Raw genomic sequence first — 22,831 nt, forward strand, 5'->3', positions numbered from 1 at the left:
CCGTCCGGGTCGGTCCGTCGGATCGGTCCGTCGGGCAGGGCGCTGCTTTCGACGCTAGGGGCCGCCGCCGGGTCCGCGGATCACCTGCCCGGGGTGAGGAACGGCCCGTCGCCGGGTGCGTTCCGGACCGGCCGGCCTGGCGCGCTCCTCGTCCGGTCGGCCCAGCCCGGCGTGCCGGGCGGGGGGCGTTGCGGCGTGAATGGTGTCCAGCGGTGCCATGGCCGCGTGGCGAGTGCCAGGAGAGCCGTTGAACGGACCGAGTGAACCCCAGCCGTCCGAGCCCCAGCCGTCCGAGCGTCCGACGGGCGAGCGTCCGACGGGCGGGCCCCCGGCGTCCGGGCCCCCGCCGGGCGACGTACCTCCGACAGGTGGCGGCAGCGGCCCCGTGGGGCCCGGGTACCGCCCCCGGGCGGGCCGGATCGTCATGAGCACCGTGTCGGCCGTGCTGATCACGCTGACCTGCATCCTGGTGCCGGTCTCGCTGCTCACCGTCTGGGTGCACGACATCGCGCTGGACACCGACCGGTACGTCAGCACGGTCGCGCCGCTGGCGAGGAACCCCGCGGTCCAGGACGCCGCGGTCCACCGGATCACCGAGGCGGTGGACGTGAAGGTGAACGGCCCGGAGGTCGCCTCCGACCTGGCCGCCTGGCTGCAGTCGCAGGGGCTGCCGCCCCGGGCCGCGTCCGCCGTCAAGTCGCTGGGGCCCAAGATCGACGACGCGGTGGACCAGGTGGTCACCGCGGCGGCGACCAAGGTGGTGCGCAGCGACGCCTTCGACACCGTCTGGACCGAGGCGAACCGCGCCGCCCACACGGCCGTGGTCCACGCCCTGACCGGACACGGCCGCGGCGCCGTCGAGGTCGGCGACGGCACGGTCACCCTCGACGTCGGCAAGGCCGTGGACCAGCTGAAGCAGGATCTGGTGGCCGCGGGCCTGACCCCGGCCGAGAAGATCCCGGAAGTGAACAAGCAGATGGTGCTGTTCCAGTCCGACGAGCTGGCCAAGGCCCGCGGTGCCGCGCACGCGCTGGACGTGGCGGGCAACTGGCTGCCGGTGATCACCGTGCTGCTCGGCCTGGTCGGCGTCCTGCTGGCGCGGCGCCGGCGCCGCGCCCTGGTGGCCACGGCGTTCGGAGCGGCCGGGGCCGGCCTGCTGGTGGCGATCGCCCTGGTGGTCGCCCGGCACTACTACCTCGACCACCTGCCGCCCGCCGTCCAGTCCCCGGACGCCGCGGCCGCGATCTTCGACACGCTGGTGAGGTTCCTGAGGGTCAGTCTGCGCACCGCGATCGTCCTGGGCGTGGTGGTGGCGCTCGGGGCGTACCTCTCCGGGGCGGGCCGCCTGCCGCGCGCCGTGCGCGGCCGGGCGGACCACACCGCGGACTCGGTCGCCCGGTGGAGCGGTGCGCACGGTGTGCACACCGGTCGGGCCGGTACCTGGACCGACGCCCACCGCCGCTGGCTCGTCCTCGCGGCGCTGCTGATCGTCGCCCTGGTGTTCGCCCTCTGGAACCACCCGACGGTGCTGACCGTGCTGCTGCTCGTCCTGGTGCTCCTCGCCGTCCTCGCCGTGCTGGCGCTGCTCGCCGCCTCCGGGCGGGTCGGGGCCGGGAGTCCGCGGGACGAGAGCCGAGGGAACTCCACGTAGTCGTACGGGCGGTGGTCGCGGCCGGATCCGTGCGAACGACAGGACGGGGATCCGGCTCTACCGTGAACGTAGGACTTCTGTTCCACCCCCGCCCACCGCGGCCCGCGGGGCGGTTGCCATCGAAGGAGTCACTTTCATGACCAGCAGCGTCAGTGGAGTCGGCAGCAGCCAGATCCCCCAGCCCCAGCGGCATCCCTATGCGTCCGGATGGACCATCTTCGCCGGGGTCATGCTGATCACCGGCGGTCTCATGGCGGTCTTCGAGGGGATCTCCGCGATCGCCAAGGACGACCTGGTCGTCGTCACCCGCAACTACGTGTACTCGCTGAACAGCGCGGGGTGGGGGTGGATCCACCTGATCATCGGTGTCCTCATCGTGGTGGCGGGTATCGCGGTCTTCAGCGGTGCCCTGTGGGCCCGCATCTTCGGTGTGGCCGTCGCCGCGCTGGGAATCCTCGCCAACTTCCTGTGGCTTCCGTACTACCCGGCGTGGGCCGCCATCCTGATCGGGATCGACGCCCTGGTCATCTGGGCGCTGTGCGTCGGCGGCCTCAAGCAGGCGGCCGAGTGACCTCCCGGGACGCCTGGCGCTGACCGCGCGACCGGCCCGGATCCCGGCACCCGCCGGGGTCCGGGCCGCCGCGTGTCCGCCGGGTGCCGGTCGCGTGCCTGCCGGGTGCCGGTCGCGCCCGCCGGGTGACCGGACCGCCGGCGCCGCATCGGACGTACGGAAACGGACTGTGAGGCCCGGGTGAAGGTCGTGGGTAGGGCCGGTGATCGGCCGTTGATCGGGCATAGACGGCGAGCCTGGAGCATCGGGAACCGGAGGGAGCCGGTCGGAGGCCACAGCCTGGACACGGGTCCCGTACGGCCGGACCACGGGCCGAACGGGACCCGGCGCTGATGCCGCCACCGGTCCCGACGCCAGGAGGAGTCCGGACCACGAAGGGCAGACGAGGCATGGACGGCGGGCAGTCGGTGCAAGCGGTGAGAACGGCGGCGGTCTTCGGCGAGCTGCTGCGGCTACGGCGCGAGCGGATCGGGCTGACCCAGCAGTGCCTGGCCGACCACGCGACCCTGAGCGTGCGGGCGATCCGGGACATGGAGAGCGGCCGGGTGCGCAGGCCCCGCAACGAGACCGTCCGGCTGCTCGCGGACGCCCTGCGGCTGGAGGGCCGCAGCCGGGCCGACTTCGAGGAGGCCGCCCGCCGGCACCCGCTCGCCGACGAGCCGGTGGCCGCGCCGGCCGCCCCGCCGGTGGCGCGCGGGGCGATCGTCGGCCGGGAGATGGAGGCCGAGGTGCTGGCCGACGCCTTCGCCGTGCACGGCGACCGGCTGGTCTCGCTGGTGGGCCTCGGCGGAGTGGGCAAGACCCGGCTCGCCCTGGAGGTCGCCCGCCGGCTGCACCTGGCCGTCCGCTGGTCGGTGCGCTGGGTGGACTGCGGCGGCGGCCCGCACCCCTGGCGCGCGCCGCTGGACGACCTCGTCCGCGACCTCGGCGACCGGCCCGCCCTGCTGGTCCTGGACGGCGCCGACGGCGGGGTGGACGCCGGGCAGCTGGACGGGCTGTTCCACCACTGCCCCGGGCTGCGGGTGCTGATCACCGCCCGGCAGGCCAGGCCGCTGCCCGGCGGCCAGGTCATCCCGCTCGCGCCGCTGCCCGTCCCGGCCCCCGAACTCGACGCCGAGCCGGAGGCGTTGGCGCAGGTCGGAGCCGTCCGGCTGCTGCTCTCGCACCTGTGCCGGCTGCGTCCCGGCTACACCCTGGAGCGCTCCGAGGCACCCGCCGTCGCGGAGCTCTGCCGCCGCCTCGACGGCCTGCCCGGCGCGTTGGAGCGGGCGGCGGGGTGGGCGCTGGTGCAGTCCACCGCCCAGCTGGTGGCCCGGCTGGGGGCCGTCCCGTTCACCCTGGCCGCGCCGCCGGTGGTGTTCGGCGCGCGCGGTGACCTGCGGGACGACGTGGAGCCCGCGATCCGGTGTCTGACGGACCGTCAGCGCGCCTTGCTGGAGGTGCTGGTGGACGAACCGGGGGAGTGGTCGGGGGAGGATGCGGTGGTCCGCAGCGGCTGGGCGCTGCAGACCTGCCTCGCCACGGTGCACGAGCTGCTGTCGCGCGGGCTGATCCGCAGCGTGCCCGCCCGGGACGGCGTGCGGTTCACGGTGCTCAACCTGTGCCGCCGCCTCGTCCGGGAGGAGCCGGGGGTCCGGCTCGGGTCGGGCGGGGACGTCCCGCTGCTGGCCGTCGCGGGCTGACCGTCGGGGCCGGCTGTCGCCGGCCGACCGCGACGTGTCGGCAGGCCGCGACGCGTCAGCAGGCCGCCGACTCCGCCGATTCTGCCCACCGCGCCGATTCTGCCGCTTAATGCCGCAGGAGCTGCCGCTTGCCCGGCCCGATCGTTCCTAGCGTTCTCCGTGGGGCCGGACCACCGCGAGGAGCGCGCCGGAACGCCATCGACGATCTCTACCGATGAGGGCTGAGTTGTGGAGCACGGGAACGCCGAACAGAACGGTCTGGCCGTCGTCGTGACGACGACCGCCTCGGATTCGCACACCTGGAACCTGGTGTTCCTCCAGGTCCTGCTGGAGGAGATGGGCCATCGGGTGACGAATCTGGGCGCCTGCGTCCCGGACGCGCTGCTGCTCTCCGAATGCCGCCGGATCGAACCGGACCTGATCGTGATCAGCAGCGTCAACGGGCACGGCCACCAGGAGGGCCTGCGGGTGATCGAGGCCCTCCGCGCCTGCCCGGAACTGCGGCGCACCCCGACCGTCATCGGGGGCAAGCTCGGCATCGCCGGAGCCGACGACCCGGACCGCGAGCGGGAGTTGCTGGCGGCCGGCTTCGACGCGGTCTTCGAGGAGGGCGCGGCGGTGGCCGGGTTCCGCGAGTTCGTCGCCGGGCTGCGCTCCGGGGTCCTGCTGTGACGGGTCCGCTGGCGATCGGCCCTGGTGTGCCGGGCCCGGCCCGGGCGGGCTTCGGCGCCTTCGTGGCGCAGGCCGCCGAGGCCGGCGCCCTGGTGGTCCAGCCCCGGATGGGCATGGCGGAGGCGGCCCGGATGCGGGAGGGCCTGCTGGCCACCCGGGGCGCGGCCGCCGTCACCGTCGGCACCATCACCCTGGACAGCTACACCCGCACCGGCGACCTCGCGGCCGCGCGGCGCGCCCTGGTCGCCGGGGCGGGCCTCAACGGCTATCCGATCGCCACCCACCCGGTCGACGTCACCCGGGAGGTGCTGCGCGGGGTGGCGGACGCGGGTTTCCCGGTGCAGGTCCGGCACGGCTCGGCCGCCCCGGAGCGGATCTTCCGCGCACTGCTGGCGGCCGGCCTGGACGCCACCGAGGGCGGGCCGGTCTCCTACTGTCTGCCGTACGGCCGCACCCCGCTCCACGAGTCGGTCGCCCGCTGGCGAACCAGCTGCGAACTCCTGGCGTCCACCAGGGAGTTCGGCACCGAGCCACACCTGGAGACCTTCGGTGGCTGCCTGATGGGCCAGCTCTGCCCGCCCTCGCTGCTGATCGCCGTCAGCGTGCTGGAGGCGCTGTTCTTCCGGGCGCACGGACTTCGCAGCATCTCGCTCAGCTACGCCCAGCAGGCCAACGCCCGCCAGGACGAGGAGGCGCTCGCCGCGCTCGGCCGGATCGCGGGGGAACTGCTCGCGGACGTCGACTGGCACCTCGTGGTGTACGCGTACATGGGCGTGTACCCGCGCTCGCCCGGCGGCGCGCGGCTGCTGCTGGAGGACGCGGCGCGGCTCTCGGTGCGCGGCGGCGCGGCCCGGCTGATCGTCAAGACCACGGCCGAGGCGCACCGGATCCCGACCGTCGCCGAGAACGTCCGGGCGCTGGAGGCGGCCGCCGCGGCCGCCACGGCGGAGCGCGCCCGCCCGCGGCCCGCCGCGCCACCGGACACCGGGATCGAGGCCGAGGCCAGGGCGCTGATCGGGGCGGTGCTCGACCTGGACGCCGATGTCGGGCGCGCCCTGGTGCGGGCGTTCGCGGCCGGCTACCTGGACGTGCCGTACTGCCTCCACCCCGACAACGCCGGGCGGACGCGCAGCTCGCTGGGCCCGGACGGGCGGCTGCACTGGTCCGCGGTCGGCTCGATGCCGATCGCCGGGCTCGGCGAGCGCGGCCGGACGCCGATCCTCGGCTCGGCCGGGCTGCTGGCCGCCCTCTCCCACGTGCAGCGCGGCTACGACGGCCGGGCCGAGTACACGGCCGCGGCGGCGTCCGCGTCCGCGGCCCGTGGCCTGCCCGTGGCGCGCTGACCCTCCCGACCGGGCCCGCGTCGCCGCCGATCCAGGTCGAACTGCCATACGCCCGACACCACTTCACGCCGAACGACCACGGACACTCCCCGAGAGAAGAGGACCCCGGCCATGCCCGACGCCACGCCCCTGCCCCCGACCGATCCGGGCCGCCACCTGACCGCACCGGCCACCCGTAGCGCGCTCCGGATCCAGCAGCAACTGCTCACCTCCGCCCGCGAGTTCCTGCGCGGCCGGGGCTTCACCGAGCTGCTGCCGCCGATCATCGGCCCGGTCACCGACCCCGGTGCGCGCGGTTCCAAGCAGGTGGACATCGACTTCTACGGCCACCGCTACAAGCTGATGACCAGCGCGATCCTGTACAAGCAGGCCTCGCTGCTCGCCTTCGACAAGATCTTCTGCATCGCCCCGAACGTCCGGCTGGAGCCGCTGGAGACCGCCGGGACGAGCCGGCACCTGGCCGAGTTCCACCAGCTGGACGTGGAGGTCGCCGGCGCGAGCCGGGACGACGTCGTCCAGCTGGCCGAGGACCTGGTGGTGCACATGGTCGACGGCGTGCTGCGCGAGCTGCCCAAGGAGTTCGCCGAACTCGGCCGGGACCCGCAGGCGTTCGCCGAACTCCTGAAGGGCTCCTTCGGCCGGATCCGGCACGCCGAGGCGGTCGCCGAACTGCGCGGCATCGGACACCCACAGAGCCCGGAGGCCGAACTCGACTGGGAGGGCGAGGCGTTGCTGTCCGCCCGGCGTGACCGGCCGTTCTTCGTCACCGACTACCCGAAGGGCTCGCGCGGCTTCTACGACCGCGAACACCCCCAGAACCCGGGCCTGCTGCGGAACTTCGACCTGCTCGCGCCCGAGGGCTACGGCGAGCTGTGCAGCGGCAGCCAGCGGACCAACGACTACGCGGAGATCATCACCCGGATGCGGGAGACCGGCGAGAACCCGCAGAAGTACCGCTGGTACCTGGACCTGGTGCGCGAGGGCGTGCCGGCCAGCGCGGGCTTCGGCATCGGGGTCGAGCGGCTCACCCGGTACGTCGCCGGGCTGGACGCCGTCTGGCAGGCCAGCGCGTTCCCGAAGCTCGCCGGGGTGGTTTCACCGTGAGCGAGCGAAGCGAGCTCACCATTGAGAGGGGCGAGTGGGCGAACGCCCCTGCCGAGCGCAGCGAGGTGGGCGGCGTGAGTGATCTGAGCGCACCCGGTTTCCCGGAGGAGGAGGTCCGGCGTCGGGCCCGCGCCGGGGCGGCCGCGGCGTTCCCGCCCGCCGAGGAGTACGGGCACGTGCTGTTCGGTGCCGGCGGGCCCGGGGAGGCGGCACCCGCCGACGCCCTGGACGCCCTGCGGATCGTCCCGCCGCTGTTCCTTCCGCAGCGGCTCGCCAAGCTGATCGACCTCGGCCGCGAGCCCGACTACCGGGACGTCGAACTCGCCACCGCCGTCGGCGGGTTCGCCTCGGCGCTGCCGGTGTACGTCTCCGCGACCGGATCCACCCGAGCGGCCGGCGGCGACCTCGGGCTGGCCCTGAGCCGGCAGGCCGGGGCGCTCGGGATCCCGATGGTGATCGGCGAGAACGTGGTGCCGGTCAACGGCTACGGCCGGCTCGGCGAGGCCGCCGACCGCACGCTGCTCGGCCGGCTGCGCGCCTACGCCGAGGAACTGCCGGACGGGCTCGGCGGCGTGGCCGTCCAGCAGAGCACCGAGGACGCCGACGCCGAGGTGTGGAACCTCGTCCACAGCGATCCTGCGGCCCTGCCGCTGCTCGAATCCGGGCGGCTGGCCTTCGAGTTGAAGGTCGGCCAGGGCGCCAAGCCGGGCCTCGGCGGGATGACCGTGCTGGACGCGGACGCCGCCGCGGCGCTCGGCGACCGCTTCGGCCTTGACCCGCTGTTCGGTGACGGCCGGGTGCTGCGCGCCGCCACCCCGGGCACCTTCACCGCGGAGATCCTGCGCCAGCAGATCCGGCTGATGCGCAACAACTACCCGCGGGTGCGGATCTGGGTGAAGCTCTACCCCGGCCGGGACGTGGCCGAGGCCGCCCGGGTGGCGCACGAGGCCGGAGCGGACGCCGTCGTGGTGGACGGCGCGGAGGGCGGCACCGGCTGGGCGCCGGGGGTGTTCCTGCCGCACGTCGGTCTGCCGCTCGCGGAGTGCCTGCGCCGGCTGGCGGACGCGCCGCCGCCTTCCCTGCTGGTCTCCGGGCGGATCTGGGAAGGTGCCCGGGCGGTCAAGAGCCTGGCGCTGGGGGCCCGCGCGGTGGGCCTCGGCCGGGCGGCGCTGCTCGCCGTAGCCGAGGACCGGGAATCCGGGCTGCGCCGTTTCGCGGAATGCCTGGCACTGGAGCTCCGACTGCTGATCAGTTCGCTCGGGAAGTACACGCCCGAGGCCCTGGACCGGGATGATGTCTGGTCCCCGGGGAATTCCTTCACCACCTCCGGCCGGTAGCCCTGGCCTGCTCGGGAAGCGGCATGGTGAAACTGCCGATTTCCTTCCGCTCGTTCTGCCGATAGGGCCGTCGAATTCCCCCTATCGTCGCTTTCGTCGCCGATTTCTCTCACGATCTGGGGTTGGATGATGTCCTCGCGCGGTCTTCCCGTCGAATTCCCGGCAACCGAATTCCCGGTGCCCGAACTCGCGCCGTCCGGTTTCGCGCCGTTCGCCGCCGCCGTCGCCCGCTTCCCGGAGCGGCCGGCCGTCCGGGCCGCCGGCCGGAGCATCAGCTACCGGGAGCTGGACGGCCTGACCGCCGCCCTCGCCGCCCGGATCGCCCCCGGGCGGACGGTCGCCGTCACCGGACGCGACCGGCTGGACCACGTGGTCGCGCTGCTGGCGGTGCTGCGGGCGGGTGCCACCTACCTGCCGCTGGACCGGGAGGCGCCCGAGGAGCGCAACCGATGGATCGCCGAGGACGCCGGGGCCTGCCTCGCCCTCGACGGCGAGGAGCTCACCGGGCTCGGCACGGGTCCGGGCGGGAACGCGGGCGCCGGCTACGTCATCTACACCTCGGGCACCACCGGCCGCCCCAAGGGCGTGCACGTCCCGCTCGCCGCGCTCACCGGCCACCTGGCCGGCATCGTCGGGGCCTTCGGCCTGACCGAGCGGGACGTGGTGCTGCAGTTCGCCCGCCCGACCGTGGACGTGGCCGTGGAGCAGGTGCTCGGCGCGCTGTCCGCCGGGGCCTGCCTGGTCCTGCCGGAGCGGCGACTCCTCGCCCCGGCCGCGCTGCTGGACCTGCTGGACGACGAGGGCGTCACCGTCGCCAACCTGGCCGCGGGCTACTTCCAGGACGTGGTGGCGGCCCTCGGCGGCCGGGTGCCGCGCACCCTGCGGCTGATGGTCTCCGGCAGCGACAAGCTGGAGCCCGCCACCGCCGCCGCCTGGTGGTCGGCCACCGGGGTGCCGCTGCTGAACGCGTACGGCCCGACCGAGACCGTGGTCACCGCCACCACCCACCGGCTCGACGGCGAACAGGCAGGGCAGGAGCAGCCGGCCGCCCGGGTGCCGATCGGCACCGCGGTCGGCGCGCGCCGGCTCCACGTCCTGGACGAGCGGCTGCGCCCGGTGGAGCCCGGTGGGACCGGTGAACTGTACGTCGGCGGGCCGCTGTTGGCCTCCGGCTACCTCGGCCGCCCCGGCCTCACCGCCGGCCGCTTCGTCGCCGACCCGTTCGCGCCGGCGGACGGCGCCCCGGGTGCCCGGATGTACCGCACCGGAGACCTGGTGCGCCGCACCGCCGAGGACGGCCCACTGGAGTTCCTCGGCCGCAGCGACCACCAGGTGAAGATCCGCGGCTTCCGGGTCGAGCCCGGCGAGATCGAGCAGGTGCTGGCCGGCCACCCCGGCGTCACCGGCTGCGTGGTGGTCGCCCACGAGGGCCGGCTGGCCGCGTACGTCACCGGCGCCGCACCGGGGTACGCCGAGGCCCGCGCCTGGCTGGCCGAGCGGCTGCCCGAGCACATGGTCCCGGCGACGGTCACCGCGCTGGAGGCCTTCCCGCTGACGGCCGGCGGCAAGGTGGACCGCGCGGCGCTGCCCGAGCCGCAGACCGCGCCGGAGGGCAAGCCGGCCGGCCGCCCGCCGCGCACCCCCGCCGAGCAGCTGATCGCCGCGGTCTGGGCGGACGTGCTCGGGGTGCCGGAGGTCGGCGCCGACGACAACTTCTTCCACCTGGGCGGCGATTCGCTGACCGCCGTCCGGGTGGTGGGCCGGGTCTTCGACGTCTTCGGCATGGTGTCGCCGTACACCATCTTCGACGCGCCGACGCTGGCCGAGTTCGCCGCCGCGGTGACCTCCGCGTCCGGTGGCGAGCGCCCGGCGCTGACCAGGAGCGGCGCCACCGAGGCCCCGCTGTCCAAGTTCCAGCGCGGCCTGTGGTTCCTCGACCAGTGGAACCCGGACGCGCCGACCTACGTGGTGCCCTGGGTGTTCCGCTTCTCCGGCCCGGTCGACCCCGAGCTGCTGCGGCGGGCGCTGGCCGGCGTGGTCGAGCGGCACGAGAGCCTGCGGACGACCTTCGAGCTCGCCGAGGACGGTCCGCGCCAGGTCGTCCACCCGTCCGTGGAGCTGCCGTTCACGCTCACCGAGACCACCGCCGAGCAGGTGGACGCGCTCGTCGCCGAGGCCGCCCTGGAGCCCTTCGACCTGGAGCGGGGGCCGCTGCTGCGGGCCCGGGTGTTCCGGGCCGGCGGGGCGACCACGCTGCTGCTGGCCCTCCACCACATCGTCTGGGACGAGGGCTCGCTGGCGGTGCTGGAGACCGAACTCCAGGAGCTGTACGCCGCGTTGGCCGAGGGCCGCCCGGCCGGGCTGCCGGAGCTCGCCGTCCAGTACGGCGACTACGCCGCCTGGCAGTACCGGGACGACACCGTCGAGGGGCAACTCGACTACTGGCGCAAGCAGTTGAGCGACGCGCCGACCGCCGACGCGCTGGTGCCGGACCACCCCCGCCCCGAGGAGCAGGCCTTCCGCGGCGCCTTCCACCGCTTCGCGATGCCGGGCCCGGTCGCCGAGGCCGTCCGGGCGCTCGCCCGCAGCGAGGACGCCACCCCGTTCATGGTGCTGCTGGCCGGGCTGGCGCTCACCCTGCAGCGCCGCTCCGGGCAGCGCGACCTGGTGCTCGGTTCCCCGGTGAACGTCCGCGGCCGGGCCGAACTCGACGGACTGATCGGCTACTTCATCAACCTGCTGCCGCTGCGGCTGAAGCTGGAGGAGGGCGCCTCCTTCCGCGAGCTGGTCCGGCACGTGCGCGAGGTGTCGATCGGCGGCTACCGGCACCAGGAGGTGCCCTTCGACGACATCGCGAACGCCGTGCTCGACGAGCGCCCCGAGGACCGCAACCCGCTCTGCCAGGTGCTGCTGGAGCTGCACCCGCTGGACCCGAGGCCGTTCACGGTCGGCGGGTACGAGGTCACCCGGGCCCTGCACTCCAACCCGGTCTCCCGCTTCGACCTGTCCGTCTCGGTGGACGACCTCGGCACCGGCTTCACCGGCCGCTTCGAGTACGACAGCGACCTCTTCGAGCCCGCCACCATGGCCGGCCTGTGCGAGGAGTGGCTGGGCACCCTGGCCGCCGCCGTCGAGGTGCCGGTGCACGCCCTGTTCGAGGCGAGGGCCGCCCGGAGCCCGGAGGCCGTCGCCCTGGTCTCCGGTGAACGGACCGTGAGCTACGGCGAGTTGAACGCCGCCGCGAACCGGCTCGCCCGCCACCTGGCGGGCCTCGGCACCGGCCGCGGCGACACCGTCGCGGTGCTGGCCGAGCGCGGTCCCGAGATGGTCGTCGCCCTGCTGGCGGCCCTCAAGACCGGCGCCGCCTACACCCTGCTCGACCCGGACTTCCCGGCCGAGCGGCTGTCCGGCGCCGTCGCCGACACCGGCGCCTCGACGGTGGTCACCCACCGGCGGACCACCGTGCCCTTCCCCGTCGAGCGCCTCGTCGACCTGGACGCCTCGGCCGCCGAACTGGCCCGCCACGCGGCACACGACCTCGGCCTGCCGGTCGACGGCGGTGACCTCGCCTGCGTGATGTTCACCTCCGGCTCCACCGGCCGCCCCAAGGGTGCCGCCGTCCCGCACCGCGCCCTCACCACCACCTACCTCGGCCAGGACTACGCCCGCTTCGGCCCGGACGAGGTCTGGCTGCAGTGCTCGCCGGTCTCCTGGGACGCCTTCGCCCTGGAGCTGTACGGCGCGCTCTGCTTCGGCGGCGCCTGCGTCCTGCAGCCCGGCCAGCGGCCGGACCCGCAGACCATCGCCGAGCTGACCCGCCGCCACGGCGTCACCCAACTCCAGCTCTCCGCCAGCCTGTTCAACTTCCTGCTGGAGGACTTCCCGGAGACCTACGACGGTCTGAAGCTCGCCATCACCGCCGGCGAGCGGGCCTCCGTCACCCACGTCGCCAAGGCCCTGGAGGCCTACCCGGAGCTGGCGGTCGCCAACGGCTACGGCCCGGTCGAGAGCCTCGGCCTGACCACCTGCCACCGGGTCGGCCCCGAGGACGTCACCGGCGGCTCCGTGCCGATCGGCGTCGCCCTCAACGGCAAGGGCGTCCTCGTCCTGGACGAGCGGCTGAGCCCCGTCGAGCCCGGCGTGACCGGCGAGCTGTATGCCACCGGCGGCGGCCTCGCCTACGGCTACCTCGGCCGGCCCGGGCTGACCGCCGAGCGCTTCGTGGCCTCCCCGTACGGCGCCCCCGGCGAGCGCCTCTACCGCACCGGGGACCTCGGCTACGTCAACGCCGAGGGCCTGCTGGAGGTCACTGGCCGGATCGACGACCAGATCAAGATCCGGGGCTTCCGGGTCGAGCCCGGCGAGGTCGAGGACGCGCTCACCCGCCACCCGGCCGTCCGGGAGGCCGCCGTCGCCGTCCACGAGCCCGCCCCGGGCGACCGCCGGCTCGCCGCCTACGTCACCGTCGGTCCGGACGCCCCCGAGCCGGACGCCCTGCTCGACCACCTGGCCGGCCTGCTGCCCGAGCACATGGTGCCCTCGACCCTGGACGTCCTGGACGCCCTGCCGCTCAACCACAACGGCAAGGTGGACCGCAAGGCGCTGCCCGCCCCCGCCGGACGCCGCGCCACCGCCGCCGCCGACCCGATGACCGAGGCCGAACGGCTGGTCGCCGACGCGATGCGCGAGGTGCTCGACCTCGCCGAGGTCGGCCGCGAGGACAACTTCTTCCGGATCGGCGGCAACTCGCTGGCCGCCGTCCGGGTCGCGATGCGGCTCTCCCGGGAGACCGGCAGCCGCGTCCCCCCGCAACTGGTCTTCCGGGCCCGGACCGTGAGCGCCATCGCCGAACGGCTGGCCGCCCGGTGACGGCCCGCACCGCACACGAAGGGAACGAGGCCGTGAGCCCGTCCGACCACCCGGCGCGCACCGCGCCCGCCTCCGGGCTGCAGCGCGGCCTCTGGTTCCTCGACCGCCTCGACCCGAGCGCCGTCACCTACTGCACCCCCTGGACCCTCGACGTCACCGGCCCGCTCGATCTCGCGCTCCTCCAGGGCGCGCTGGACGCCCTGACGGCCCGCCACGAGACGCTGCGCACCAGCTTCGCGCTGCACCCCGACGGCCCCCGCCAGCAGGTCCACCACGGCCTCACCGTGCCGCTCGCGGTGACCGACCTGCGCCCGCTGAGCGGCCCCGGCCAGGCGCGGCGCCTGGAGGAACTGCTCGCCGCCCGCTGCGCCGAACCCTTCGACCTCGCCGCCGGACCGCTGCTGCGCGCCGAGGCGTTCCGGCTCGCGGACGAGCGCACCACCGTGCTGTTCACCGTCCACCACATCGTCTGGGACGGCTGGTCCGCCGAGGTCTTCGAGCGCGAGCTCGCCGCGCTGTACGGCGCGGCGGCGGCCGGCCGGGAGGCCGAACTGCCGGAGCTGACGGTGCAGTACGCCGACTACGCGCAGGAGCAGCTCGGCACCTCGTACGAGGAGCACCTGACCTACTGGAAGGAGCGGCTGGACGGCGCCCCCGCCCTGCTGGAGCTGCCCACCGACCGGCCCCGGCCCGCCGAGCGCGGCGCGGCCGGCCGCACCGAGGGGTTCGGCCTCGCCGCCGGCACCGCGGCACGGGTCCGCGCCCTGGCCGAGACGGAGGGCGTCACCCCGTTCACCGTCCAGCTGGCCGCCTTCGCCCTGCTGCTGAACCGCTGGACCGGCGCCGAGGACCTGGTCGTCGGCACCCCGGTCACCACCCGCGACCGCCCCGAACTGGAGCACCTGCTCGGCTACTTCGTCAACCTGCTGCCGCTGCGTCTGCGGCTCGCGCCCACGATGGGCTTCCGGGACCTGCTGGAGCACGTCCAGGACGTCGCCTTCGAGGCGTACGGCTACCTCGACCTGCCCTTCGACCGGATCGTCGACCTGCTGGGCGCCGCCCGCAGCGCCCAGCACCCGCCGCTGGTCCAGGTGGTGTTCGGCGCCCACGGCGAGGACCGCACCCCGCTGGCGCTCGGCCCGGCGGCCACCGCGCAGAGCCGGGTGCGCTCCAACGGCACCAGCAAGTTCGACCTCACCTGGTCGGTCTTCGACGCCGGGGAAGCCGACGGCGAGCTGCGCGGCGAGGCCGAGTACCGCAGCGACCTGTTCGACGCCGGGACGGTCCGCCGCCTCGCCGCCGAGTACGACACCCTGCTCACCGCCGCCCTGGACGACCCCGACGCCACCGTGCTGCGGCTGACCACCCGGGCGGCGGGCGCCGCCGCCGACGCGACGGCGGCCACCGACACCCCCGGCCACTGCCTGCACCACCTGTTCGAGCGGGCCGCCGACGCCCACCCGGACCGGCCCGCCGTCAGCGACCCCGACCGTACCCTGAGCTACGCCGAACTGGACCGCCGGGCCAACCGCCTCGCCCACGCCCTGCGCGCCCGCGGCGCCGGCCCCGGCGACCGGATCGGCATGCTGCTGGAGCGCACCGCCGACGTCCTGGTCACCGTCCTCGGCGTGCTCAAGACCGGCGCCGCCTACGTGCCCGTCGACCTCGCCGCCCCCGCCGACCGCGCCGCGCTGGTCTTCGGCGACACCGGCGTCACCCTGGTCGTCACCGACCGCCCGGACCGGGTGCCCGAGGGCCCCTGGCGGGCCTACGACCTGACGGCCGAGGCGTCCGACCTGGCCGCCCGCCCCGACACCCGCCCGCCGGCCGCCGGACGCCCCGGCGACGTCGCCTACGTCATCTTCACCTCCGGCTCCACCGGCCGCCCCAAGGGCGTCGCCGTCGCCCACGAGCACGTCAGCCGGCTGATGGCGGGCGGCGAGCGGCACTTCGGCTTCGGCCCCCAGGAGACCTGGACGCTGTTCCACAGCTACGCCTTCGACTGGACGGTCTGGGAGATGTGGGGCGCCCTGCTGCACGGCGCCCGCCTGGTCGTCGTCCCGTACGTGACCAGCCGCTCGCCGGAGGAGTTCGCCCAGCTGCTGGAGGAGGAGGCCGTCTCCTGCCTCTGCCTCACCCCCTCGGCGCTGCGCCAGCTGGAGCCGGTGCTGCGCCGCAGCCCGCGCGCCCTGCCCGCACTGAAGTGGATCATGCTCGGCGGGGAGGCGCTCGACCCGGCCGTCGTCCAGCGCTGGTTCGAACTCGACCCGCCGCCCCCGGCCCGGCTGTGCAACCTGTACGGCATCACCGAGACCACCGTCCACGTCACCACCCACGACCTGGCCGGCAGCGCCGGCTTCGAGCGCAGCCTGATCGGCGCCCCGATGGCGCACCTGAGCGCCCAGGTCCTGGACGACTGGCTGCGGCCGGTGCCGCCCGGCGCGGCCGGCGAGCTGTACATCGGCGGCGGCAGCCTCGCCCACGGCTACTGGGGCCGCCCCGGCCTCACCGCGGGCCGCTTCGTCGCCGACCCGTACGGCCCGCCCGGGGCCCGGCTCTACCGCACCGGCGACGTCGCCCGCCGGCTGCCCGGCGGCGGACTGGAGTACATCGGCCGCGCCGACTTCCAGGTCAAGCTGCGCGGCTTCCGGATCGAACTCGGCGAGATCGAGAACGCGCTCGCCGCCCACCCGGACGTCGACGCCTGCGTCGTCACCGTGCACGAGGACCGCCTCGCCGCGTACGTCACCGGCCGCGAGCCCGCCGACGTCCGCGCCTTCCTCGGCCGCTCGCTGCCCCCGTACATGGTCCCGGCGAGCTACACCGTGCTGGAGTCGCTGCCGCTCACCGTCAACGGCAAGGTGGACCGCGCCGCCCTGCCCGCCCCCGGCCAGCGCAGCGCCGCCACCGGCGGGCGCCACGTCGAGCCGCGCACCCCGGAGGAGGAGGCCTTCGCCGCCGTCTGGACGGAGGTCCTCGGGGTGGACGGCATCGGCGTCCACGACGACTTCTTCCACCTCGGCGGGGACTCCATCCGGGCCGTCCAGCTGGCCGGCGCGCTGCACGAGCGCGGCTGGGGGCTCAGCCTGCGGGACGTCTTCAACGCCCCCACCGTGGCCGCCCTGCTGCCGCTGGCGAAGCCCGTCACCGAGGACCGGGACGCCCGCGAGCCCTTCGCCCTGATCTCCCCGGAGGACCGCGCCGACCTGCCGCCCGGCCTCGTCGACGCCTACCCGATGGTGTCCATGCAGCTCTCCATGGTCTTCCACATGGAGATCGCCGGCGGCACCGACAGCTACCACAACGTCAACTCCTACCGGATCGCCGGCGACCTCGACGAGCAGGCCTTCCGCCGCTCCGTCGCCGAGGCCATGGACCGCCACGCGGTGCTGCGCACCGGCCTGGACCTGTCCGGCTACGGCGAACCGCTGCAGCTCGTGCACGGCCGGCTGCCCGCCCCCGTCGAGTTCGCCGACCTGCGCGGCACGGCGGAGGCGGACCAGGACGCCGCGATCCGCGAGGTCTTCGACACCCACCGGTGGACGCCCTTCGACCTCACCGCGCCGCCGCTGTTCCGGATCACCGTGCAGCGCCTCGCCGAGGACGCCTTCCAGCTCACCGTCTCCGAGCACCACGCGATCCTCGACGGCTGGAGCTTCACCTCGCTGCTCACCGAGATCCTGGAGCGCCACGGCGCCCTCGCCGCCGACCCGCTCGGCGTGCCCGCCCCGCCGCCGCGCACCGCCTTCCGCGACTTCGTGGCCGTCGAACGGCAGGCCGCCGGGGACGAGCGCTCGCTCGGCTACTGGCGCGAGCGGCTGACCGGCGTCAGCGGCCAGCTGTTCCCCGGCAGCGAGGACGTCCACGAGGCGCCCCGCACCGTCGAACGGGTGCTGCCCGAGGCGCCCGGGCAGTTGCGCGACGTCGCCGACGCGCTCGGCGTGCCGGTCAAGTCGGTGGCGCTCGCCGCCCACCTGCACGCCCTCGCCGCCGTCACCGGACGTCGGCGCGTCACCACCGGCCTGGCCGTCAACGGCCGGCTGGAACGGCTCGGCGGCACCGAGGTGTACGGGCTGTTCCTCAACACCGTCCCGCTCAGCTGCGAGCCCACCGACGACCTGCTCGCCCTGGTCCGCGAGGTCCACCGGGAGGAGCTGGACATGATGCCGCACCGCCGGGTGCCCTTCGCCCGGCTCGCCCGCCTGATGACCGACACCGCGCTGGACAGCCAGTTCGGCTACCTGCGCTTCCACGCCCTCGGCCGGCTCAGCTCGGCCCGCATCGTGGACGGCCGGATCGGCACCGAGCCGACCCTGCGCCACGAACCCAACAGCTTCGCCTTCGGCGCCTCGGTGATCCAGGACCCGGTCACGCAGCGCGTGCTGCTCGCCGTGGACCACCAGCGCTCGCTGGTCGCCGACAGCACCGCCGAGCAGTTCATCGACACCTACGCCGCCGCCCTGCACACCATGGCCGCCGCCGCCCGAGAGTCCTGAGGAGCCGTCATGACCGATCTGCTGGACCGCCTGCGCGACACCGTCGCCGCCCACCCCGGTCGCACCGCCGTCCTCGCGGGCCCGGCCCGCCTGGACTTCGCCGAACTCGACCGCCGCACCGCCGCCCTGGCCCGCGCCCTGCGCGAGCGCGGCATCGGCCGCGGCAACCGGGTCGGCGTCCACCTCGCCCGCACCGCCGACCTGCCGGTCGCCCTGCTCGCCGTCTGGCGGGCCGGCGCCGCCTACGTCCCGCTCGACCCGGCCTACCCCGCCGAGCGGCTCGCCCTCATGGCCGCCGACGCCCGGCTCGCCGCCCTGATCAGCGCCGACGGCCTGCCCGCCGCCGAGGGCGTGCCGGTGCTGCGCCCGGACGCCGCAGCCGACGGGCCGGGGGTACCTCCCGGCCACCAGGCCGGGGGAGAACTGCCGGAGCACGCCCACCCGCTGGACCCGGCCTACGTCATCTTCACCTCCGGCTCCACCGGCCGCCCCAAGGGCGTCGAGGTGCCGCGCGGCGCCGTCGCCGCCCTGGTCGAGGCCCTGGAGGCCTCCGGCGCCTACCGGGCCGAGCCCGGCGTGGTCGGCTGGAACGCCAGCGTCTCCTTCGACGCCTCCGTCCAGCAGTGGGCCCGGATCTGCCGGGGCGACACCGTCCTGGTCATCGGCGAGGAGCAGCGCGCCGACCCGGCCCGGGTCGCCGCCCTGCTCGCCGAGCACGCCGTCACCGACCTCGACCTGACCCCCTCGCACTGGGAGCTGCTGCGCGAGCCGCTCGCCGGCGCCCGGGTGCCGCGGCTGTTCATGGGCGGCGAGCCCGTCCCCGAGCGCACCTGGCGGGAGCTGGCCGACGGCGGCATCGACGCGCTCAACCTGTACGGGCCCACCGAGTGCACCGTCGACGCCGTGACCGCGCCGATCACCGGCCCCGGGCCGCACCTGGGCGAGCCGCTGCCCGGGGTGCGTCTGCACCTGCTGGACGAGAAGCTCGCCCCCGTCCCCGACGGCGTCGTCGGCGAGCTGTACCTGGCCGGGCCCGGCCTCGCCCACGGCTACGTCGGCCGGCCCGGCCTGACCGCCGAGCGCTTCGTGGCCGACCCGACCGCCGCCGGGCAAGGAGGGAGGATGTACCGCACCGGCGACCAGGCCCGGCGCGGCGAGGGCGGCCGGCTGGAGTACGTCGGCCGGGTGGACCGCCAGGTCAAGCTGCGCGGCTACCGGATCGAGCTCGGCGAGGTCGAGCACGCCCTGGCCCGGCTGACGGGCGTCCAGTCCGCCGCCGTCACCGTGTACGAGCCCGCCCCGGGGGACCGCCGGCTCGCCGGGTACGTCACCGGCGCCGTCACCGCCGCCGAACTGACCGAGCGGCTGCGGGCCACCGTCCCCGCCCACCTGGTGCCCTCGGCGATCACCGTGCTGGACGCCCTGCCGCTCACCCCGAACGGCAAGGTCGACCTGGCGGCGCTGCCCGCACCCGCCGCCGCCCCCGCTGCCTGCGCCGCCGTCGAGGACGACGCTCCGCAGGAGGACGCCGGACTGGCCGGGCAGGTCGCCGAGGTCTGGAGCACCGTGCTCGGCGTCGGCGGCGTCCGGCCCACCGACGACTTCTTCTCGCTCGGCGGCCACTCGATCGCCGCGCTGCGGGTCGTCCACCTGCTGCGCCGCCGGCTCGGCATCGAACTCCAGCTGCGCCACCTCCTCGACTCGGCCGACCTCGCCGCCTTCACCGCCACCGTCGAGCGCGCCGTCGCCGCCGGCACCGCCGCCCCCCGGCCCGCCCTGACCGCCCGCGCCCGGGCGGCCGGCGCATGACCACCGCACTGCGGACGCGGCCCCGCGTCGAGGGGGACTGGCTGTTCGTCCCCGCCCCCCAACCGCACCGCCCGTACCGGCTGTTCTGCTTCCCGCACGCCGGGGGCGACGCCACCGCCTACACCCCGCTCGCCCGCGCCCTCGCCCCGGCCGCCGAGGTCTGGGCCCTGCGCCCGCCCGCCCGCGGCGGCCGGCTCGGCCACCCGATGCCCGCGAGCTTCGACCTGCTCGTCGACGCCGTCCTGGAGGCCCTCACCCCGCACCTGACCGGCCGGTTCGGCTTCTACGGGCAGAGCTTCGGCGCCCTGCTCGGCTACGAGGTCGCCCGGGCGCTGCCCGCCGAGCGCCGGCCCGAACTCGTCGTCGCCGCCTCCGCCTCGCCGCCCGCCGCCTGGGCCGGCGCCGACCGCCCGCAGTACACCGCCGACGACCTGCTGCGGCTCGCCGGGATGGGCGAACTCGTCGCGGGCGACGGCGACCTCAAGGAGCACGCGCTGCGCGGCATCCGCACCGACCTGGCCGTGGTCGACACCTACCGGCCCCGCCCGCACCCGCCGATCGGCTCCGCCCTGCACACCGTCGTCGGCGTCGAGGACCCGCTCCTCGCCGTCGGCGGGCTCGAAGGCTGGGCCGTCCACACCCGCGGCGGCCACGGCCACCACGTCGTCCCCGGCGGCCACCTGCTCGCCACCGTCGACGGGCCCGGCCCGGTCGACCTGCTGACCTCCCTCATCGCGCGGCCCGGCGCCGCCCACCAGCCCACCACGGAGCACTGATGCCAACCACCACCGCGGTCGACCTCACCGACCCCGACCTGTGGGCCCGCCCCGACACCCCCGCGCTGGTCGCGGAGCTGCGCCGGGAGTCCGCCGTCCACCTCACCGACACCGTCGACGACGGACCGGTCTGGTCGGTGCTCTCCTACCGGCACTCCGCCGAGGTGCTGCGCAACGCCGCCGTCTACAGCTCCGAACAGGGCTCGCTGCTCGGCGCCGGCGAGGGCAACGTGCCGGTCGGCTCCGGCCGGATGATGGCCCTCACCGACCCGCCCCGGCACCGCGAACTCCGCGCCCCCGCCAACCCGTTCTTCTCCCCGGGCGCGGTGCGCGGAGCCTCCCGGGGCATCGCCGAGCTCGCCGCCTCGATCGTCGACCGGGCCGTCGAACAGGGCGAGGTGGACCTCGTCGACGCCGTCTCCGCGCTGCCGCTGTCCGTCATGTGCGACCTGCTGGACGTCCCGGAGGCGGACCGCGACATGGTCGTGCGGGTCTGCGACGTCGCCTTCCTCGGCCGCACCCCCGAGGAGCGCCGGGCCGGCCACCAGCAGCTCATCCCGTACCTGCTGCACCAGGTGATGCTGCGCCGCAGCGACCCGCGCGACGACCTGATCAGCATGATGGCCACCTACCGGGTCGGCGGGAAGCTGCTGCCGATCGAGGACGTCGTCCTCAACCTGGACAACATCGTGGTCGGCGGCGTCCAGACCGTCCGCCACACCGCCGCCATGGGCCTGCACACCCTGGTCCAACACCCGGACCTGTGGCGGCAGTTGCAGCGCGGCGAGGTGGGCATGGACTCGGCCCTGGACGAACTGCTGCGGTGGACCTCCGTCGGCCTGCACAGCCTGCGCACCGCCAGCCGGGACACCGAGCTCGACGGCCGCACCATCCGGCGCGGCGACCGGGTCGCGGTCTGGGTCTGGTCCGCCAACCGGGACCCGGAGGCCTTCGACCGGCCCGAGGAGATCCTGCTCGACCGCGCCCCCAACAAGCACCTCGCACTCGGCCTCGGCGCCCACTACTGCGTCGGCGCGCCGCTGGCCAAGGCCGAACTCGGCGGCCTGTTCACGGCGATGCTGGAGCGCGTCGACGCCATCGAGCCGACCGGGCCGGTCACCCACAACCGCTCGATCATCAACTTCGGCCTGGACCGCTTCCCGGTCCGCCTCACCCCGCGCTGAGCCGGCCCTTCACGACCCTGCGGCAGGGCCCCAACTGCCGCGTTCCTGCCGCGACTCCTGCCCTTCCGCCGCGCGGCCCGCCCCTACCTTCGAAGTAACCCAAGGAGGACACCATGAGCAACCCGTTCGAGGACGACAACGCCGGCTACCTGGTGCTGGTCAACGACGAGAACCAGCACTCCCTGTGGCCGGTCTGGATCGACGTGCCGGCCGGCTGGACCACCGTCCACGGCGAGGACACCCGCCAGGGCTGCCTCGACCACATCGAGGCCAACTGGACCGACATCAGGCCCGCCAGCCTGGTCGCGGCCCTCGCCGACCGGTGACCGCCGCCATGCCGACCTGGGAACTGAACCCCGGCCGCCCGGCCCTCGCCCACGCGCCGCGCACCGCCGACATCGGCGAGGCCTGCGAGTGGCTGCGCGAGAACGAGAGCGCCCTCACCGAAGCCCTGCACCGGCACGGCACGATCTTCCTGCGCGGCCTGCCGGTCGCCGGCACCGAGGACGTCGCCGCCGTGCGCGACGTCCTCATCCCCGAGCGCACCCCGTACCGGGAGAAGGCCACCCCGCGCAGCGACTACGGCAACGGCGTCTTCTCCTCCACCGACCTGCCGCCGGCCCAGCCGATCCGGATGCACAACGAGAACAGCTACACCCTGACCTTCCCCGGCCGGCTGCTCTTCGCCTGCCTGACCGCCCCCGAGGAGGGCGGGGCCACCCCCACCGCCGACTGCCGCCGGGTGCTCGACCACCTGCCCGCGCACCTGGCCGAGCGGATGCGGACCTCCGGCTGGACCCTCACCCGCAACTACTCGGACTACGTCTCCCTCGGCTGGCGCACCGCCTTCGCCACCGAGGACCGCGCCGAGGTCGAGGCCTACTGCCGGGAGAACGGCATCACCTGGGAGTGGCTGGCGGACGGCAACCTGCGCACCACCCAGCTGCGCCCCGGCACCATCCACCACCCGGTGACCGGCGAGGAGGTCTGGTTCAACCACCTCGCGTTCTGGAACGAGTGGTCGCTCGACCCGGACATCCGCGAGGCGATGACCGACGAGTTCGGCCCGGACGGCCTGCCGTTCAACACCGGGTTCGGCGACGGCGAACCGCTGGAGCGCGCCGACGTCGACGCCCTCAACGAGGCGTACCACGCGGCGACCGTGCGCGAGCGCTGGCAGGCCGGCGACGTGATGCTGGTCGACAACGTGCTCTGCGCCCACGGCCGGGACCCGTACCGCGGCGACCGCAGGATCGCCGTCTCGATGGGGCGCCCGCTGGACGTCCTGGACTGCCGGCCCAGCGTCCGGCCCACCCTGGCCGCCGTCTGAGGGCCCC

Annotated in this window: 14 protein-coding genes; all 14 read left to right on the forward strand. The window is 75.1% G+C overall.

Annotated features, from left to right (window positions below):
- Window positions 1-424 precede the first annotated feature (424 nt).
- The 14 genes from ACGF0D_RS12455 to ACGF0D_RS12520 all read left to right on the forward strand — a co-directional run bounded on the left by ACGF0D_RS12455 (window position 425) and on the right by ACGF0D_RS12520 (window position 22,824).
- Window positions 425-1,651 (forward strand): hypothetical protein, encoded by a 1,227-nt coding sequence (locus ACGF0D_RS12455; RefSeq protein ID WP_392876532.1) that lies wholly within the window; start codon window positions 425-427, stop codon window positions 1,649-1,651.
- Between the two features lie 136 nt (window positions 1,652-1,787).
- Window positions 1,788-2,222, forward strand: a complete 435-nt coding sequence (locus tag ACGF0D_RS12460) for a hypothetical protein (RefSeq protein ID WP_392876529.1) — start codon at window positions 1,788-1,790, stop codon at window positions 2,220-2,222.
- A gap of 407 nt (window positions 2,223-2,629) precedes the next feature.
- Window positions 2,630-3,904, forward strand: coding sequence for a helix-turn-helix domain-containing protein (locus ACGF0D_RS12465; protein WP_392915274.1), 1,275 nt, complete (start codon window positions 2,630-2,632; stop codon window positions 3,902-3,904).
- A gap of 228 nt (window positions 3,905-4,132) precedes the next feature.
- Window positions 4,133-4,576 (forward strand): cobalamin B12-binding domain-containing protein, encoded by a 444-nt coding sequence (locus tag ACGF0D_RS12470; RefSeq protein WP_392915276.1) that lies wholly within the window; start codon window positions 4,133-4,135, stop codon window positions 4,574-4,576.
- Window positions 4,573-5,919: a methylaspartate mutase gene (locus ACGF0D_RS12475; protein ID WP_392915279.1), complete on the forward strand. Its 1,347-nt coding sequence runs from the start codon at window positions 4,573-4,575 to the stop codon at window positions 5,917-5,919. Before ACGF0D_RS12470 ends, ACGF0D_RS12475 begins: the two co-directional genes overlap by 4 nt.
- A gap of 111 nt (window positions 5,920-6,030) precedes the next feature.
- A complete protein-coding gene (locus tag ACGF0D_RS12480) occupies window positions 6,031-7,023 on the forward strand; it encodes an asparagine synthetase A (protein WP_392915281.1) in 993 nt (330 codons plus the stop codon).
- Between the two features lie 74 nt (window positions 7,024-7,097).
- Window positions 7,098-8,360 carry a glutamate synthase-related protein gene (locus ACGF0D_RS12485; protein ID WP_392915284.1) on the forward strand — a complete coding sequence of 421 codons (1,263 nt, stop codon included), beginning with the start codon at window positions 7,098-7,100 and terminating at the stop codon, window positions 8,358-8,360.
- Window positions 8,361-8,537: 177 nt separating this feature from the next.
- Complete coding sequence (locus ACGF0D_RS12490) at window positions 8,538-13,229, forward strand: amino acid adenylation domain-containing protein (protein WP_392915287.1); 4,692 nt, start codon at window positions 8,538-8,540, stop codon at window positions 13,227-13,229.
- A 32-nt stretch (window positions 13,230-13,261) separates the two neighbouring features.
- On the forward strand, window positions 13,262-17,725 hold the full coding sequence (locus ACGF0D_RS12495) for an amino acid adenylation domain-containing protein (RefSeq protein WP_392915289.1): 4,464 nt from the start codon (window positions 13,262-13,264) through the stop codon (window positions 17,723-17,725).
- Window positions 17,726-17,734: 9 nt separating this feature from the next.
- Window positions 17,735-19,534 carry a non-ribosomal peptide synthetase gene (locus tag ACGF0D_RS12500; RefSeq protein ID WP_392915292.1) on the forward strand — a complete coding sequence of 600 codons (1,800 nt, stop codon included), beginning with the start codon at window positions 17,735-17,737 and terminating at the stop codon, window positions 19,532-19,534.
- Window positions 19,531-20,310, forward strand: coding sequence for a thioesterase II family protein (locus ACGF0D_RS12505; RefSeq protein WP_392876502.1), 780 nt, complete (start codon window positions 19,531-19,533; stop codon window positions 20,308-20,310). The genes ACGF0D_RS12500 and ACGF0D_RS12505 overlap by 4 nt, the downstream gene beginning before the upstream one ends.
- Window positions 20,310-21,494: a cytochrome P450 gene (locus ACGF0D_RS12510; protein WP_392915295.1), complete on the forward strand. Its 1,185-nt coding sequence runs from the start codon at window positions 20,310-20,312 to the stop codon at window positions 21,492-21,494. Before ACGF0D_RS12505 ends, ACGF0D_RS12510 begins: the two co-directional genes overlap by 1 nt.
- 113 nt (window positions 21,495-21,607) lie before the next feature.
- On the forward strand, window positions 21,608-21,820 hold the full coding sequence (locus tag ACGF0D_RS12515; RefSeq protein WP_380451513.1) for an MbtH family protein: 213 nt from the start codon (window positions 21,608-21,610) through the stop codon (window positions 21,818-21,820).
- Between the two features lie 8 nt (window positions 21,821-21,828).
- Window positions 21,829-22,824, forward strand: coding sequence for a TauD/TfdA family dioxygenase (locus ACGF0D_RS12520; RefSeq protein WP_392915297.1), 996 nt, complete (start codon window positions 21,829-21,831; stop codon window positions 22,822-22,824).
- Window positions 22,825-22,831 lie beyond the last annotated feature (7 nt).

Origin of the sequence: Kitasatospora sp. NPDC048298, assembly GCF_043201465.1 — a bacterium.
Taxonomy (GTDB): Bacteria; Actinomycetota; Actinomycetes; order Streptomycetales; family Streptomycetaceae; genus Kitasatospora.